The following is a 13,672-nucleotide window of genomic DNA, read 5'->3' on the forward strand; positions in this document are numbered from 1 at the left end:
CCCGCTTGTTAGCACTTCGACGACACAACCTGGCGAGGCACTGACGATGCGATCTTTCCCTCCGATGCAGACCGTCTCAACCGGGTTGGTTGTGGCCATTGTCGGGTTCTTCAGCTCGTTTCCCATCGTATTGCAAGGGTTGGGCGCAATGGGAGCTTCATCGCAGGAAGCCGCCTCGGGTCTGATGAGTGCGGCGATTGCCATGGGGCTTGCAGCCATTGTCCTCAGCCTGCGATACAAAATGCCGATCAGCGTTGCGTGGTCGACTCCGGGGGCCGCTCTGTTAGCCGTCTCGGCCACCCCGGTCGAGGGATTTTCAGGCGCGATTGGTGCGTTCCTGTGCGCCGGAGCATTAACGGTTCTGGCAGGGCTGTGGAAGCCGTTGGGACGATTGGCAGCAGCAATTCCCACAACACTGGCGCAAGCAATGCTGGCAGGCGTGCTCTCGCCACTATGCCTTGTGCCCTTCAAGGCGGCGATCGAGATTCCATGGCAGGCGTTGCCGGTGATCCTGACGTGGTTTGTCGCGGGCCGTTTCAATCGGTTGATCGCGGTTCCGGCAGCTGTGGTCGCGGCGGCTATCATTGTGTCGCTGAACGCAGGAGATGCCCAATTGATGCCGGATCGTTTGATCGCGGCTCCGATCTGGACCATGCCATCATTCTCGGTCGCGTCGGCCATCGGGATCGGCGTACCGCTGTTTATCGTCACGATGGCGACACAGAATATCCCCGGCGTCGCGGTGATGCGCAGCTTTGGCTTTGATCCTGTTCCCGGCCGGTTGTTTTCATCCGTCGGTGGCGCAAGCATGCTTTCGGCCCCTTTCGGGGCGCCCGCAACCTGCCTGGCCGCAATCACCGCAGCGATGTGTTCCAACGAGGAAAGCCACCCCGAACCGGCGCAGCGTTATTGGTCGGCAATCATGGGTGGCGTGTTCTACTGCCTCTTCGGTATCTTTGCCGTGGCGATCACCAGTTTTGCCGCCCATGCCGACCCGCTGCTTATGGGCACTCTGGCAGGTGTGGCCCTGATCGGGGTCCTGGCCAATGCCATGCATGCCGCGCTGGACGTCCCTGTCGAGCGCGAAGCGGCTATTTTGACACTGGCCATCACAGCCTCTGGCATAACGGTTTTTGGGTTGGGCGCGGCAGTCTGGGGGCTGTTGGCTGGGGGTATCGCATATCTGGCAACAAAACGAGTGCGCTGAGCCCTTTCATCAGAACCCCTCAGGCGGTAAAATGAGCGCATGTTCGGATCGCTTGGAAAACTGATTGAACGCCAGATCAAAAAGGCGCAAGCCGAGGGCCAACTGCAGGGTCTTGAAGGCGAAGGTGCCCCGTTGCCCGACCGCTCGGGCGAGGCACAAGGCGATCCCGCCATTGCTGCGGGTCATCGGATCATGGCGCAGGCCGGAGTTCTGCCCGAGGAGTTCGACATCAAGAAACAGCTCGACGCCGCCCGCAAGGAGTTTGCAGCGCTGACTGCCAATCAGGACCGCAGGGCAGCAATGAAAAAGATTGCTGATCTTGAGATGCGATACAACATGGCCCGCGATGCACGGCGCGCATTCATGCGGTGATCATTTGAACTCGGGCTTTCGGCCCTGCATCTGTGCCATGACAACTTCCATTTGATCCGACTTACCGATCAGATCGACCTGTTCGGTAGATTCGGCCAACAGCACATCAGCACGGTCACGGGTTTCGGCCACATCAATCAACCGTTTGGCGGCGCGGATGGCGGACGGGCTTTTACCCGCGATGTCCTCGGCCAGCGCCAGCGCTTCGGTCAGGGGATCATCCGACAGTTTGGTAACAAGCCCCCAATCTGCCGCCTGTGGCGCTCCGATAGGCCGGGCGGTATAGGTCAGCAGGCGCAGCACGTCCGAGCGCACGAGCTCTGGCAGCAGAACCATGCCGCCCATGTCGGGGATAATGCCCCATTTCATCTCCATCACTGCCAGCTTGGCTTCGGGATGCGCGATGCGGATGTCAGCACCCAGCGCAATCTGTAGCCCACCGCCATAGGCGACGCCTTGAATAGCGCAGATCACCGGCACCGGGACGCGCCGCCAGATCAAGGCAAGTTCCTGCATTTCATTGGCATCTTCGTGGCTGCGGGTCATCAGCCATTCGGTTGGGTCTGTGTGCGCCATGCTGGCAAAGCTGGCCATATCGAGCCCAGCGCAAAAGCTTTTGCCTTCCCCCGATAGCACCACGGCGCGGATGTCGGCTGCGGCGACCTCTTGACCGGCCGAAAGGATCGCCTTGATCATCGCATCGTCCAGCGCGTTCATCTTGTCGCCACGGGTCAGCGTGACACGTGCGATGTGGTCTTTGTATTCGATGGATACGCGGGACATGGGACCTCCGGGGCGTGATTTGCTGTATAAACATGCCAGCAAGACGCCAGCAGCACCACAGCGACGTCAGGGCAAACCGCGCATCCGAAGCCTCCTTTGAACTTCTGGCAAGGCTTGCCCCGCCTGATCGGTTGCGCTTATCTGCGGCCATGACTGGTCCTCGTTATACCCCGCTTGCCCTCACGCTGCCCGCGACCGTGCCTTTTGTCGGCCCCGAAACGCAGGAGCGCCAACGTGGCGCGCCCTTCGTGGCCCGGATCGGTGCGAATGAAAGCGTGTTTGGCCCGTCCCCGCGCGCCATCGATGCAATGCAACGGGCCGCGGGCGAGATATGGATGTATGGCGATCCCGAGAATTACGAACTACGCCATGCGCTGGCGGTACATCATGGGGTCGCGCCTGAAAACATCGTGGTTGGCGAAGGCATTGACGGGTTGCTCGGCTATCTGGTGCGCCTGCTGGTTGGTCACGGCGATGCAGTTGTGACTTCGGATGGAGCTTATCCGACTTTCAATTACCACGTGGCCGGGTTTGGTGGGGTATTGCACAAGGTCCCCTACCACGACGATCACGAGGACCCGACGGCGCTGTTCGCCAAAGCGGCGGAGGTAGACGCCAAGTTGGTCTATCTGGCCAACCCGGACAACCCGATGGGAACATGGCATTCAGGTAAGGATATCGTGTCCGCTCTGGAGGCTTTGCCAGAGGGCTGTTTGGTGGTTCTTGACGAGGCATATGTCGAATGCGCGCCCGAGGGGACCGCTGCACCTGTCGCTGCTGATGATTCACGTGTGATCCGGATGCGAACGTTTTCCAAGGTTTATGGCATGGCCGGGGCGCGGGTAGGCTATGCTATCGGCTCATCCGAGTTGATTGCGAGCTTCAACAAAGTGCGCAACCATTTCGGCATGAACCGAGCCGCGCAGGCAGGGGCATTGGCCGCGCTAAAAGATGAAGATTGGCTGACGCATGTGCAGCAAAGGATTGCCGGGTCCCGGAACCGCATCGAAGAGATTTCACGGTCGAATGGTCTGCTGCCTTTGCCGTCTGCGACAAACTTTGTGGCGATTGATTGTGGGCGCGATGGGGTGTTTGCCAAGGCCGTGTTGGACACGCTCGTTGAACAAGGCGTGTTCGTGCGGATGCCATTTGCCGCGCCCCAGAACCGGTGCATTCGGGTCAGCTGCGGAGGTGAGGTGGAAATGACGGCGTTTGAAGCTGCTCTGCCCACGGCCCTGGCAAAAGCCCGAGCCTCGTAATGGGGGCTGTCTGCCCCCTATCGCGCCCATGCGCGATTTCCCCCGAAGGTATTTCGAGCCAGATGAAGAGGCGGATCGGGCTTATCCGGCCAGCGTCGCGGCGGCGGCTTCGAGCGCACCCTGACCACGGGGGATATCGAGCGCAGCCATAGCGGTTTCGACGCCACCCAGCATGGCCATGACCATTTGAGCGTTTACGTGCCCCATGTGGCCAAGGCGGAAGCAGCCGTCCCAATCCTCCATTCCCAGACCGATGCCCAGCGTCAGACCCAGTTGGGTTTCGGTATAGCTGCGCAACGGCGTGCCGCGCCCCACGGTCAGGCGGAGGGCAGTGACCGCGTGGCTGCGATGGGCCGGGTCGGTGACGTTGAAATGCAGCGCGCCACTTTGCGCCCAGATTTCACAGGCGGCCCAGATGGCCGTTGCCAGGTGTTCATGGCGGGCCCAGACCTGTTCGATCCCTTCGCCATGGATCAGGTCGAGCGCCGCGCGCAGGCCATACAGGTGGTGGGTTGGCGCGGTGCCGTTGAAATACTGATAGAACAGATCGGGATTGGCGCGCGGCTGCCAGTCCCAATAATGCGAGACGCGGGGCATTGTGGCGCGCTTGGCTTGCGCCTTGTCGTTGAAGAAGACAAAGCCGGTGCCCGCCGGGGTCATAAGCCCCTTTTGGCAAGCCGTGACAGTGACGTCGACACCCCAGGCATCCATCTCGAACCGGTCGCAGCCCATCGACGCGATGCAGTCAGCCATCAGCAAGGCTGGGTGGTCAAGGTCGTCGAGCAACGCTCGCAGGGCCGGGATATCGTTGCGGATCGATGTGGACGTATCGACGTGGACTGCAAGGACCGCTTTGATCTTGTGGCTGGTATCGTTACGCAGGGCCTCGGCGATGCGGTCAAGATCCCAGGGCGTGGACATTCCGAAATCGATCAGGTCAACCTTGGCGCCGATTCCTTCGGCCATCTCGGCCCAACCGTGGGTGAATCGGCCAGAGGCCGGGGCAAGCACGGTTTCACCGGGTGCAATGACGTTGGAAAGCGCAGCCTCCCATGTACCGTGGCCGTTGGCGATATAGATGGCGACGTTGTGCTGGGTTCCGGCAACGCGTTTCAAGTCTCGGGTGAGCGCGGGCATCATCTCGATCAATTCGCCGTCATAGATATTGGGCGACGGACGGTGCATCGCCTGCAGCACCGTATCGGGCATGACCGAAGGGCCGGGGATGGCCAGATACTCGCGCCCATGCGCGAGGGAGGTTTGGTTTGTCATGAGGGCAACCTGTTTGAATTGAGGCCTACCCTAGCGTCTTGCCCTGCGGCGTCAATCCAGCAGACTGGCGGCCTCGCGGGCAAGTGTTTCGATCCCGGACCAATCACCGTTTTGAACCATCTGCTTGGGCGCGACCCAGCTGCCGCCGGCGCAGACAACATTCGACAGTGACAGGTAATCGAGGGCATTTGACGGCGATACGCCACCAGTTGGGCAGAAGGTGATCTGCGGTAGCGGTGCGCCGATGGCTTTTAGGGCGGGAGCCCCTCCTGAGGCCTCGGCGGGGAAGAATTTCAGCATGTCATAGCCCTTTTCCAGCAGAGCCATGGCTTCGCTTGCAGTAGCCGCACCGGGGAGAAGGGGCAGTCCTTCGGCTTCGCAGGCGGCGATCAGGGCATCGGTCGCACCGGGGGAGACGCCGAACTGAGCGCCAGCCTCTTTGGCAGCGCGGACATCTTCGGGTGTGACCAGTGTACCCGCCCCGACAACACCGCCGGGGACGTTGGCCATGGCGCGGATCGCGTCGAGCGCGGCGGGAGTGCGCAAGGTGACTTCAAGCGCCGGGAGGCCACCTGCGACCAAAGCTTCGGCCAACGGGCGCGCATGTGCCGCGTCGTCGACGACCAGGACTGGAACAATCGGGGCCAGCGCGCAGATCTCGCGGGTGCGTTGGGTTTTGGACATTGGGTTACACTCCGAAAATGCTGGCGCCGGTGTCGGCTGAGCCGACATTCTGACGGAAGGCGCCGAAGAGGTCACGGCCAACACCGTGTTGGTTTGCCGTAAGGTCGGCGGTGGCCGGATTGCGGTCGAGAACACCGGGGGTCAGGATTTCCAACTCGCCCTTGACCGCATCAACGCGCAACAGGTCACCGTCTTGCAGATAGGCGATCGGTCCACCATCCAGCGCCTCGGGGCAGACGTGGATGGCGGCGGGCACTTTGCCGGATGCGCCCGACATACGGCCATCGGTGACCAGAGCCACCTTCTGCCCCCTGCCCTGCAGGATCGACAGGATCGGCGTCAGCGAATGAAGTTCAGGCATACCGTTGGCTTTTGGCCCTTGGAAGCGAACAACAACGATGACGTCATCGGTGAATTCTCCGGCTTTGAAAGCGGCTTTAACGGCGTTCTGGTCGTGGAATACACGCACGGGCGCTTCGACCACTTGGTGTTCAGGTGCTACAGCCGACACCTTCATGACCCCTGTGCCCAGATTGCCCGTCAAGCGAGAGAGCCCGCCCGTGGGTTGGAACGGGTCTTTGGCCGGGCGAACGATCTTTTCGTTCAGACTGTGGCCCGCGCCCTCTTCCCAGACCAACTCGCCGTCTTTCAGCTTGGGTTCTTTGGTGTAGTTGTGCAGGCCCTGCCCCGCGACAGTCAGCGTATCGGAGTGCAGCAAGCCATCTTCCAGCAGCGTACCGATGGCGAAGCCCAGGCCACCCGCAGCGTGGAAGTGGTTCACGTCTGCCAGACCGTTGGGATAGACGCGCGCGACCAAAGGCACGACAGCGGAGATGTCGGAAAAATCCTCCCAGTCCAGCACGATACCACCGGCACGCGCCATGGCGATCAGGTGGATCAGTAGGTTGGTGGAACCGCCGGTGGCCATCAGGCCGACGATGCCATTGACGAAAGCGCGCTCGTCAAGGATCTGGCAGACCGGTGTGTAGTGATTGCCCAGCGCGCTGAGAGACAGGGCGCGGCGCGCGCCTTCCTCGGTCAGGGCATCGCGCAGGGGGGTGTTGGGGTTGATGAAGCTGGACCCTGGCAGGTGCAGGCCCATGAATTCCATCAGCATCTGGTTGGTGTTGGCAGTTCCGTAGAAGGTGCAGGTGCCGGGGCCGTGATATGCGGCCATTTCGGCCTTCATCAGCTCTTCGCGGCCCACCTCTCCGGCGGCGAATTTCTGGCGGACCTTGGCCTTTTCGTCATTCGGCAGGCCACTGGTCATCGGACCTGCAGGCAGGAAGACGGCAGGAAGATGCCCAAAGGCTTGCGCGCCGATGATCAGGCCGGGCACGATCTTGTCACAGACGCCCAGGAAAACGGCGGCGTCATAAGTGTTGTGGCTTAGCGCCACTCCGGTCGCCAGCGCGATCACATCGCGCGAGAACAGAGATAGTTCCATCCCCGCCTCGCCTTGCGTGACGCCGTCGCACATGGCTGGCACGCCGCCTGCAACCTGCGCTGTGCCGCCTGCTGCGCGGATCGCATCGCGGATCAGGGCCGGGTAGCGTTCGAAAGGCTGATGGGCCGAGAGCATATCGTTATAGGCGGTAACGATCCCCAGATTGCCAGCCGTGCCGGTGGCCATGGAGTCCTGATCTTCGCCCGCCCCGGCATAGGCGTGGGCCTGCCCGCTGCAGGACAGGTGCGCACGCGCAGGGCCCTTGGATTTGGCCTGCTCCATTCGTTCAAGATGCGGGCCACGCAGATCGGCGCTGCGGTCGATGATGCGTTTGGTGACGTCGGATATAACTGTGTTGACCATGATTACCCTCCGATCTGACGCCAGCGGCGTCCATCGCGATGCATCAGCATCAATGATTCTTCAGGCCCCGAACTGCCCTGATCGTATTTCGCGGGCTTATCTCCACGCTCTTCCCAGCCGTGAATGATGGGATCGACCCAGGCCCATGCGGCCTCGGCTTCATCCCCGCGCATGAACAAAGTCTGGTCGCCGCGGATGACATCCATGATCAAGCGTTCATAGGCATCCGGGGATTGGCCGTCGTCGCCCAGCGCATCAGCGAAACTCATATCGAGTGCAACGTCGGACAGGCGGAACCCGCCCTGCCCCGGTTCCTTGATGGTAGTGCGGAGCGTGATGCCTTCATCCGGTTGCAGGCGGATCACCAGCACGTTGCCATGCAATGGTCCGACATTCGGAAAAATCGTATGCGGCGGGTCGCGGAAGAACACTGCAATCTCGGATTCACGTGCGCGCAGGCGCTTGCCGGTCCGCAGATAAAACGGGACACCGGCCCAGCGCCAGTTGCCGATATGCGCCTTCAGCGCAATGAAGCTTTCGGTACGGCTGGCGGGGTTGCCGACGTGATCCAGATAGCCATCGCCCCCTTTTTCGGTGCGGTACTGACCACGAGCGATATCCTTGGGTTCCACCGGCTCCAGCGCTTCGATCACTTTGACTTTCTCATCGCGCACCGCGTTGGGTGAGAATTTCGAAGGCGGTTCCATCGCTGTCAGGCACAGCAATTGAACCAGATGGTTCTGGATCATGTCCCGCATCGCGCCGGACTGATCATAATAAGCACCGCGCCCTTCGACGCCCACGGTTTCGGCCACGGTGATCTGGACGTTATCAACATGAGTGGCGTTCCAGAGCGGTTCGAAAAGCGAATTGGCAAAGCGCAGCGCCATCAGGTTCTGCACGGTTTCCTTGCCCAGATAATGATCGATCCGGTAAATCTGATGTTCTTCAAAACAGGCCCGTAGCCCTTCGTTCAACGCTTTGGCTGATGCCAGATCGTGACCAAAGGGTTTCTCGACCACGATACGACTGTCAGGTGTGGACAGGCCGTGCTCGTTCAGACGTTGGGCGATGCCCGAGAAAAGGCTTGGGCCTACTGACAGATAGAAGGCGCGTACCACATCCGGTCGCAGCGTTTTCGCAAGATCAGACCAACCCGCATCGCCAAGCGCATCTACCGGAACATACTCGACGCGGGTCAGAAAGCGATCAAGCGTATCCTTTTTGAAACCCGGCGCAAACTCTTGCATCGACGCACGCAGCTGTTCACGGAACCCGTCGCTGTCCATGTCGGATCGGGCGGTTCCAATGATGCGCGCATTCTCAGGCATCTGGCCGACTTCGAAGCGATGATAGAGGCCCGGCAGGATTTTACGCTGCGCCAAATCGCCCGTCGCGCCGAACAACACAAGGTCGAACGGATCTACCGGAATTACGCGTGAGACCATTGCAAGGCTCCTTTCGAATTCCCCGCCAGCATAAGCGAGGTTTCAGCCCGGGATTAAAACGCATGTGCGTCATTAACTATGTTATCGCTAACATTTACCGGCTGAATAGAAAACCTGAGCGCAAAAATCAAGCGCGGATTTGCAGCTAGCATCGCGGAAGATCAGTCAGGACTGCGTCCGCAGCCAGTCCATCACCGCCGGACGCACGGATTGTTCCCCACGATGGCGGGCATCGGCGATAATTTTACGCACATCCTGAAGGTTCGACCGCAACAACAGGCTTTTGACCGGCCCGATTGAGGCGGGGCGCATCGAAAGGGTACGGATGCCCATGGCCGCGAGACACAGCGCCTCGACGGGACGACCAGCATCTTCGCCGCAGAAGCTAAGCGGCGTGTCCGAGATCGAGCATCTCTCAACGATACGTTCAATGAAACTCAGAAAGCTGACATTCAGAGTATCGTAGCGACGGCGAACCAGTTCATTTTCGCGGTCGGCGGCGAAGAAAAACTGTTTCAGGTCGTTCCCACCGATCGAGATAAAGCCGACTTCGTCAAAGAACTTCTGCGGCGCAAATGCCAGCGAAGGCGTTTCCAGCATCGCCCCCACTTCGAGCGATTCAGGCAGAACATGGCCCAGACGCCGTTCACGCTCGATCGTTTTCTTGACCTCCCAGCGCGCCTCACGGAATTCGTCAGCCTGCGCGACAAACGGGAACATGATCGTTAGGGGGCGGCCATCGGCGGCCCGGATCAGCGCCTGCAACTGCATCCGCATCACGCCGCGCTTGTCCAGACCCACCCGGATCGCCCGCCAGCCCAGCGCAGGGTTCGGTTCTTCCACATGCTTCATATAGGGCAGAACTTTGTCTGACCCGATATCGAGTGTACGGAACACCACACGCTTTTCGCCCGCAGCATCCAGAACCCGTTTGTATTGCGTTACCAGCTCGGATCGCTTGGGCATCTGATTGCGGATCAGAAACTGCAGTTCGGTGCGGAACAGGCCCACGCCCTCGGCACCAGAATTGCTAAGTGAGGGCAGATCGGCCATCAGGCCCGCATTCATCACCATGTTGATTCGCGCACCATCCTGAGTAACGGTGGGCGTTTCACGGATCGAGGCGTAGCGCTCCTGCGCTTTGGCCTCCATCGCGATCTTGTCACGGAATGCACTAACAACGGTGTCTTCGGGGCGCAGATGAACGACACCGCTATCGCCATCAACCAGAATGTGATCGCCGTTCAGGGCTTCGGTGGTGATGCGACCTACATGCACCACCAGTGGGATCGCCAACGCGCGCGCCACGATAGTGGCATGGCTTCCGACCGAGCCTTCTTCCAATACGATCCCTTTGAGAGAACGGCCATATTCCAGCAGATCACCGGGGCCGATATTTCGCGCAATTAGGATCGGATCGGGCGGCAGGTCAGCCCCGTTGCCGTTGCCCTGTCCAGTCAAAATTCGCAGCAACCGATTGCTGAGGTCGTCCAGATCGGCCAACCGTTCACGTAAATACGGATCGGTGACCTGCCCCATGCGGGCCCGCGCCTGAGATTGTTCTTTCTCGACCGCCGCCTCTGCGCTGAGACCAAGAGCGATGTCCTCCTCCATCCGGCGCATCCAACCCTTGGAGTTGGCGAACATCCGGTAGGCTTCCAGAACCTGCAACTGCTCTTTGTCGCCGCCCTGAGAAATCTCAAGCATCTTGTCGACGCCGACGCGTAGCTCTTCAACGGCCTCGGTCAGCCGCTCACGCTCACGATGCGGGTCTTCGGCAATGGGATTGGTGACAACAACACGAGGTTCATGCAGCCAGACATGGCCTTCAGCAGATCCCTCCTGCGCCGGGCCACCGGTAAGTTGCACCGATTGCTGGTGCAGCGGTGACAAGGCCGCGCCTTCGCCGACGAACGCGCCCAGTTCGGCCATTTCGGCCAGAACCATCGCGACAACTTCCAGCGCATAAACCTCATCCGCCGAAAACTCGCGCGCGTCCCGGGACTGAACCACCAGCACGCCCAGTTTCTGACCCAGACGCTGTACCGGCACACCAAGAAAGGACGAATACCGTTCCTCGCCGGTTTCCGGCATGTACCGAAAGCCCTTGGCCGAGGGCGCGTCCGCCGTATTCACCACCTTGCCAGATTTGGCGACGCGACCGACCAGCCCTTCGCCCATACGCATCCGCGTCTTGTGCACCGCTTCTGGGGACAGACCTTCGGTGGCGCACAGTTCAAGCGTATCCTCATCCCGAAACAGGTAGATCGAGCAAACTTCGCGACCGGTACTGTCGGCGATCAGGTGCGTGATCCGGTCAAGACGTTCCTGACCGGCGGCTTCGCTCGCCATTTCTTCGCGCAGCCGTCCCAGCAACTTGCGAGATTCTGTTTCCGTGCCTTCCGCCATGGCCCACCCACGTTACGGTTTCAGACAGGACACTTGGCTGAAAGCTCAGGCCGCCTTGTCCAGTTCAAAGGCATCATGCAGTGCCTGAACCGCAAGTTCCATGTATTTCCTGTCGATCAGGACGGAAATTTTGATCTCGGAGGTTGTAATGACCTTGATGTTAATCCCCTCATCCGAGAGAATCTTGAACATCTTGGCCGCAACACCGGATTGCGAGCGCATACCGATCCCGACAACTGAGACCTTGCAAACATCCTCATCCGCAACCAGTTCGGCGTAGTTCAGCTCACCCTGATCCTTGATCGCCAGCAATGCCTTTTCGGCGCGGGAGACCTGATTGGTCGGACAGGAGAAGGTCATGTCGGTGCGCCCTTCGTCCGAGATATTCTGGACGATCATGTCCACGTTCACGCCCTCGTCGCTGAGCGCGGTAAAGATGATCGAGGCGATGCCGGGACGGTCCGCCACGGAAACGACGGTCATCTTGGCTTCGTCGCGGGAATAGGCCACACCGGCCACAACATTGGATTCCATGATATCCTCCTCGTCGCAGACCAGTGTACCGGCCTCGTCGGATTGTTCCTCAAAGCTTGAGAGAACGCGCAGTTTCACCTTGTAGCGCATCGCCAGCTCGACCGAGCGGGTTTGAAGCACTTTGGCCCCCAGCGAGGCCAGTTCGAGCATTTCCTCGAACGAGATTTTGTCCAGCTTGCGCGCCTTTTCACAGATGCGCGGGTCGGTCGTATAGACACCGTCCACATCCGTATAGATGTCGCAACGCTCGGCTTCGAAAGCGGCAGCAAAAGCCACGGCAGTGGTGTCCGAACCGCCCCGACCCAGCGTGGTGATGCGACCTTCGGGGCTGATGCCCTGGAAGCCCGCGACCACCGCAACGCGCATCCCTTCGCCGAATTTCTGGTTGATATTCTCGGGCGGGATTTCTTCGATCCGGGCCGCTGAATGGGCACCGTTGGTGATCAGCGGCACCTGCCAACCCTGCCAGCTGCGCGCCGGGATGTCCATTTCCTGCAGGGTCAGCGCCATCAGGCCAGCTGTAACGTTTTCACCAGAGGAGACAACGGCATCATATTCGCGCGCGTCATAGAGCGGAGAGATTTCATCGACCCAGCCCACCAGCTCGTTGGTCTTGCCGGACATCGCCGAAACGATGACGATGACGTCATAGCCTTTGGCTACCTCGACACCAACCCGTTTGGCAGCACGGCGGATCCGGTCCAGATTGGCGACCGATGTGCCGCCGAATTTCATCACGAGTACGGGCATGGGGGCTAGTGTCTCCGCGCCTTGAATTGCTGATCCCGTGCCTCTTATGCGAGGGGGGGCGCAAGGGCAAGTGGGCAAAGTCTGCACCGCAGTGCTTTACTTTGGTCGTGCGTGGTGTAAGCGTTCGGTCAAAGTCTTATTCCACGAGGATTTCAATGTTCCGCTTTGCCCTTGCCCTAAGCCTGGTTTCGACTGCCGCAAATGCCCAAGTGGCAACCTTATCGGGAACGGATGGCGAGAACTCATTAGGCACCGTTCCATGCGCTGCATTGGCAGGTGATACACTGGCCAGTTGTCCGGCCGAATTGCGGAAGCGCGAAGATGGAACGGCGACGTTGGCGGTTCAGTTGAACACTGGCGAGGTCCGGCGGATTTACTTCACCAAAGGCGTGCCGGATTCCAGCAGTTCGACATCGAAACTGACCTATGAGACACGCGGTGATATCATGGTGATCTTCATTGATCCCGGTGAAGTCTACGAAATCCCCAAGGCGGCCCTGAACTCTCAGTAAGGGTGCGCCCGACCATCCCAGGTTTCAAAACAACCGGTAGTATCGAGCGAGAGAGCCGCAAATCGCTCGATCAAGCCGTTTGCCGCCTGATCGACCGTGATCTCTGCCGCAGCTCCACCCATGTCCGTCTGCACCCAGCCCGGGTGATAGATACCCACCGCAATGCCATCCGCCCGCAAGTCAGTTGCCAGATTGCGGCCCAAATTCAGCGCCGCCGCCTTTGACGCACGATAGATATAGCTGCCACCCGGCGCGCGCGTATGTGACGCCATCTGAGACGAAACGATGGCGATCCGGCCCCGCGCGGTTCGCAGGTTCGGCAACAAGGACTGAATGGTCAGAAACACGCCTGTCACGTTGGCGGCAAAGCTTTGCGCCCACATCTCGGCGGGATAGCCACTTATGTCGTGTCCTTTGTCCAGATAAACGCCCGCATTGCAGATCAGCAGGTCAATCTGGCGGCCTCGCAGTTGCGCGGCCATTGCAGCGTGCTGTTCTGGGTCCGTGACATCCAGCACGATATCTGCGCTACCGTCTCGGGCAGTTCCGGTCACTTCATGACCTTCTGCACGGTATTGATCCGCAACGGTTTTCCCGATCCCTCGGTTCGCGCCCGTAACAACGATGTGCAT

General features: G+C 60.1%; 12 protein-coding genes. 4 read left to right on the plus strand and 8 right to left on the minus strand.

The window, feature by feature from the left end:
* Window positions 1–46 precede the first annotated feature (46 nt).
* Window positions 47–1,207 (plus strand): benzoate/H(+) symporter BenE family transporter, encoded by a 1,161-nt coding sequence (locus ACR0JG_RS15350; protein ID WP_480570835.1) that lies wholly within the window; start codon window positions 47–49, stop codon window positions 1,205–1,207.
* A 39-nt stretch (window positions 1,208–1,246) separates the two neighbouring features.
* Window positions 1,247–1,579 (plus strand): DnaJ family domain-containing protein, encoded by a 333-nt coding sequence (locus ACR0JG_RS15355; protein WP_170663858.1) that lies wholly within the window; start codon window positions 1,247–1,249, stop codon window positions 1,577–1,579.
* Here ACR0JG_RS15355 and ACR0JG_RS15360 read toward each other — a convergent pair whose 3' ends face one another.
* Complete coding sequence (locus tag ACR0JG_RS15360; RefSeq protein ID WP_170612155.1) at window positions 1,580–2,362, minus strand: crotonase/enoyl-CoA hydratase family protein; 783 nt, start codon at window positions 2,360–2,362, stop codon at window positions 1,580–1,582.
* A 149-nt stretch (window positions 2,363–2,511) separates the two neighbouring features.
* Here ACR0JG_RS15360 and ACR0JG_RS15365 point away from each other — a divergent pair, with 149 nt between their 5' ends.
* A complete protein-coding gene (locus ACR0JG_RS15365) occupies window positions 2,512–3,621 on the plus strand; it encodes a pyridoxal phosphate-dependent aminotransferase (RefSeq protein WP_480570838.1) in 1,110 nt (369 codons plus the stop codon).
* Window positions 3,622–3,702: 81 nt separating this feature from the next.
* Here ACR0JG_RS15365 and ACR0JG_RS15370 read toward each other — a convergent pair whose 3' ends face one another.
* From ACR0JG_RS15370 to ACR0JG_RS15395, 6 genes are all read right to left on the minus strand, one after another.
* Window positions 3,703–4,893, minus strand: coding sequence for a pyridoxal-phosphate-dependent aminotransferase family protein (locus ACR0JG_RS15370; protein ID WP_480570841.1), 1,191 nt, complete (start codon window positions 4,891–4,893; stop codon window positions 3,703–3,705).
* 51 nt (window positions 4,894–4,944) lie between these two features.
* Window positions 4,945–5,577, minus strand: a complete 633-nt coding sequence (locus tag ACR0JG_RS15375; RefSeq protein WP_170397269.1) for a bifunctional 4-hydroxy-2-oxoglutarate aldolase/2-dehydro-3-deoxy-phosphogluconate aldolase — start codon at window positions 5,575–5,577, stop codon at window positions 4,945–4,947.
* A 4-nt stretch (window positions 5,578–5,581) separates the two neighbouring features.
* Window positions 5,582–7,387, minus strand: a complete 1,806-nt coding sequence (gene edd, locus ACR0JG_RS15380) for a phosphogluconate dehydratase (RefSeq protein ID WP_480570843.1) — start codon at window positions 7,385–7,387, stop codon at window positions 5,582–5,584.
* A 2-nt stretch (window positions 7,388–7,389) separates the two neighbouring features.
* Window positions 7,390–8,835 carry a glucose-6-phosphate dehydrogenase gene (gene zwf, locus ACR0JG_RS15385; protein ID WP_480570846.1) on the minus strand — a complete coding sequence of 482 codons (1,446 nt, stop codon included), beginning with the start codon at window positions 8,833–8,835 and terminating at the stop codon, window positions 7,390–7,392.
* Between the two features lie 165 nt (window positions 8,836–9,000).
* Window positions 9,001–11,244 (minus strand): phosphoenolpyruvate--protein phosphotransferase, encoded by a 2,244-nt coding sequence (gene ptsP, locus ACR0JG_RS15390; protein WP_170397273.1) that lies wholly within the window; start codon window positions 11,242–11,244, stop codon window positions 9,001–9,003.
* Window positions 11,245–11,289: 45 nt separating this feature from the next.
* Window positions 11,290–12,528, minus strand: a complete 1,239-nt coding sequence (locus ACR0JG_RS15395; protein WP_170397275.1) for an aspartate kinase — start codon at window positions 12,526–12,528, stop codon at window positions 11,290–11,292.
* Between the two features lie 155 nt (window positions 12,529–12,683).
* Here ACR0JG_RS15395 and ACR0JG_RS15400 point away from each other — a divergent pair, with 155 nt between their 5' ends.
* Window positions 12,684–13,040, plus strand: coding sequence for a hypothetical protein (locus ACR0JG_RS15400; protein WP_170397277.1), 357 nt, complete (start codon window positions 12,684–12,686; stop codon window positions 13,038–13,040).
* Here ACR0JG_RS15400 and ACR0JG_RS15405 read toward each other — a convergent pair.
* The gene (locus ACR0JG_RS15405; RefSeq protein ID WP_480570848.1) at window positions 13,034–13,672 is read right to left on the minus strand and encodes an SDR family NAD(P)-dependent oxidoreductase; all 639 of its coding nucleotides are present in this window, start codon (window positions 13,670–13,672) and stop codon (window positions 13,034–13,036) included. The genes ACR0JG_RS15400 and ACR0JG_RS15405 overlap by 7 nt on opposite strands.

It is taken from the genome of Ruegeria sp. AD5, assembly GCF_056542345.1.

Excerpts from the sequence above, each read along its gene's own strand:
- ACR0JG_RS15350 (WP_480570835.1), top strand. The coding sequence starts at position 47 with ATGCGATCTTTCCCTCCGATGCAGACCGTCTCAACCGGGTTGGTTGTG.
- ACR0JG_RS15355 (WP_170663858.1), top strand. The coding sequence starts at position 1,247 with ATGTTCGGATCGCTTGGAAAACTGATTGAACGCCAGATCAAAAAGGCG.
- ACR0JG_RS15360 (WP_170612155.1), bottom strand. The coding sequence starts at position 2,362 with ATGTCCCGCGTATCCATCGAATACAAAGACCACATCGCACGTGTCACG.
- ACR0JG_RS15365 (WP_480570838.1), top strand. The coding sequence starts at position 2,512 with ATGACTGGTCCTCGTTATACCCCGCTTGCCCTCACGCTGCCCGCGACC.
- ACR0JG_RS15370 (WP_480570841.1), bottom strand. The coding sequence starts at position 4,893 with ATGACAAACCAAACCTCCCTCGCGCATGGGCGCGAGTATCTGGCCATC.
- ACR0JG_RS15375 (WP_170397269.1), bottom strand. The coding sequence starts at position 5,577 with ATGTCCAAAACCCAACGCACCCGCGAGATCTGCGCGCTGGCCCCGATT.
- edd (WP_480570843.1), bottom strand. The coding sequence starts at position 7,387 with ATGGTCAACACAGTTATATCCGACGTCACCAAACGCATCATCGACCGC.
- zwf (WP_480570846.1), bottom strand. The coding sequence starts at position 8,835 with ATGGTCTCACGCGTAATTCCGGTAGATCCGTTCGACCTTGTGTTGTTC.
- ptsP (WP_170397273.1), bottom strand. The coding sequence starts at position 11,244 with ATGGCGGAAGGCACGGAAACAGAATCTCGCAAGTTGCTGGGACGGCTG.
- ACR0JG_RS15395 (WP_170397275.1), bottom strand. The coding sequence starts at position 12,528 with ATGCCCGTACTCGTGATGAAATTCGGCGGCACATCGGTCGCCAATCTG.
- ACR0JG_RS15400 (WP_170397277.1), top strand. The coding sequence starts at position 12,684 with ATGTTCCGCTTTGCCCTTGCCCTAAGCCTGGTTTCGACTGCCGCAAAT.
- ACR0JG_RS15405 (WP_480570848.1), bottom strand. The coding sequence starts at position 13,672 with ATGCACATCGTTGTTACGGGCGCGAACCGAGGGATCGGGAAAACCGTT.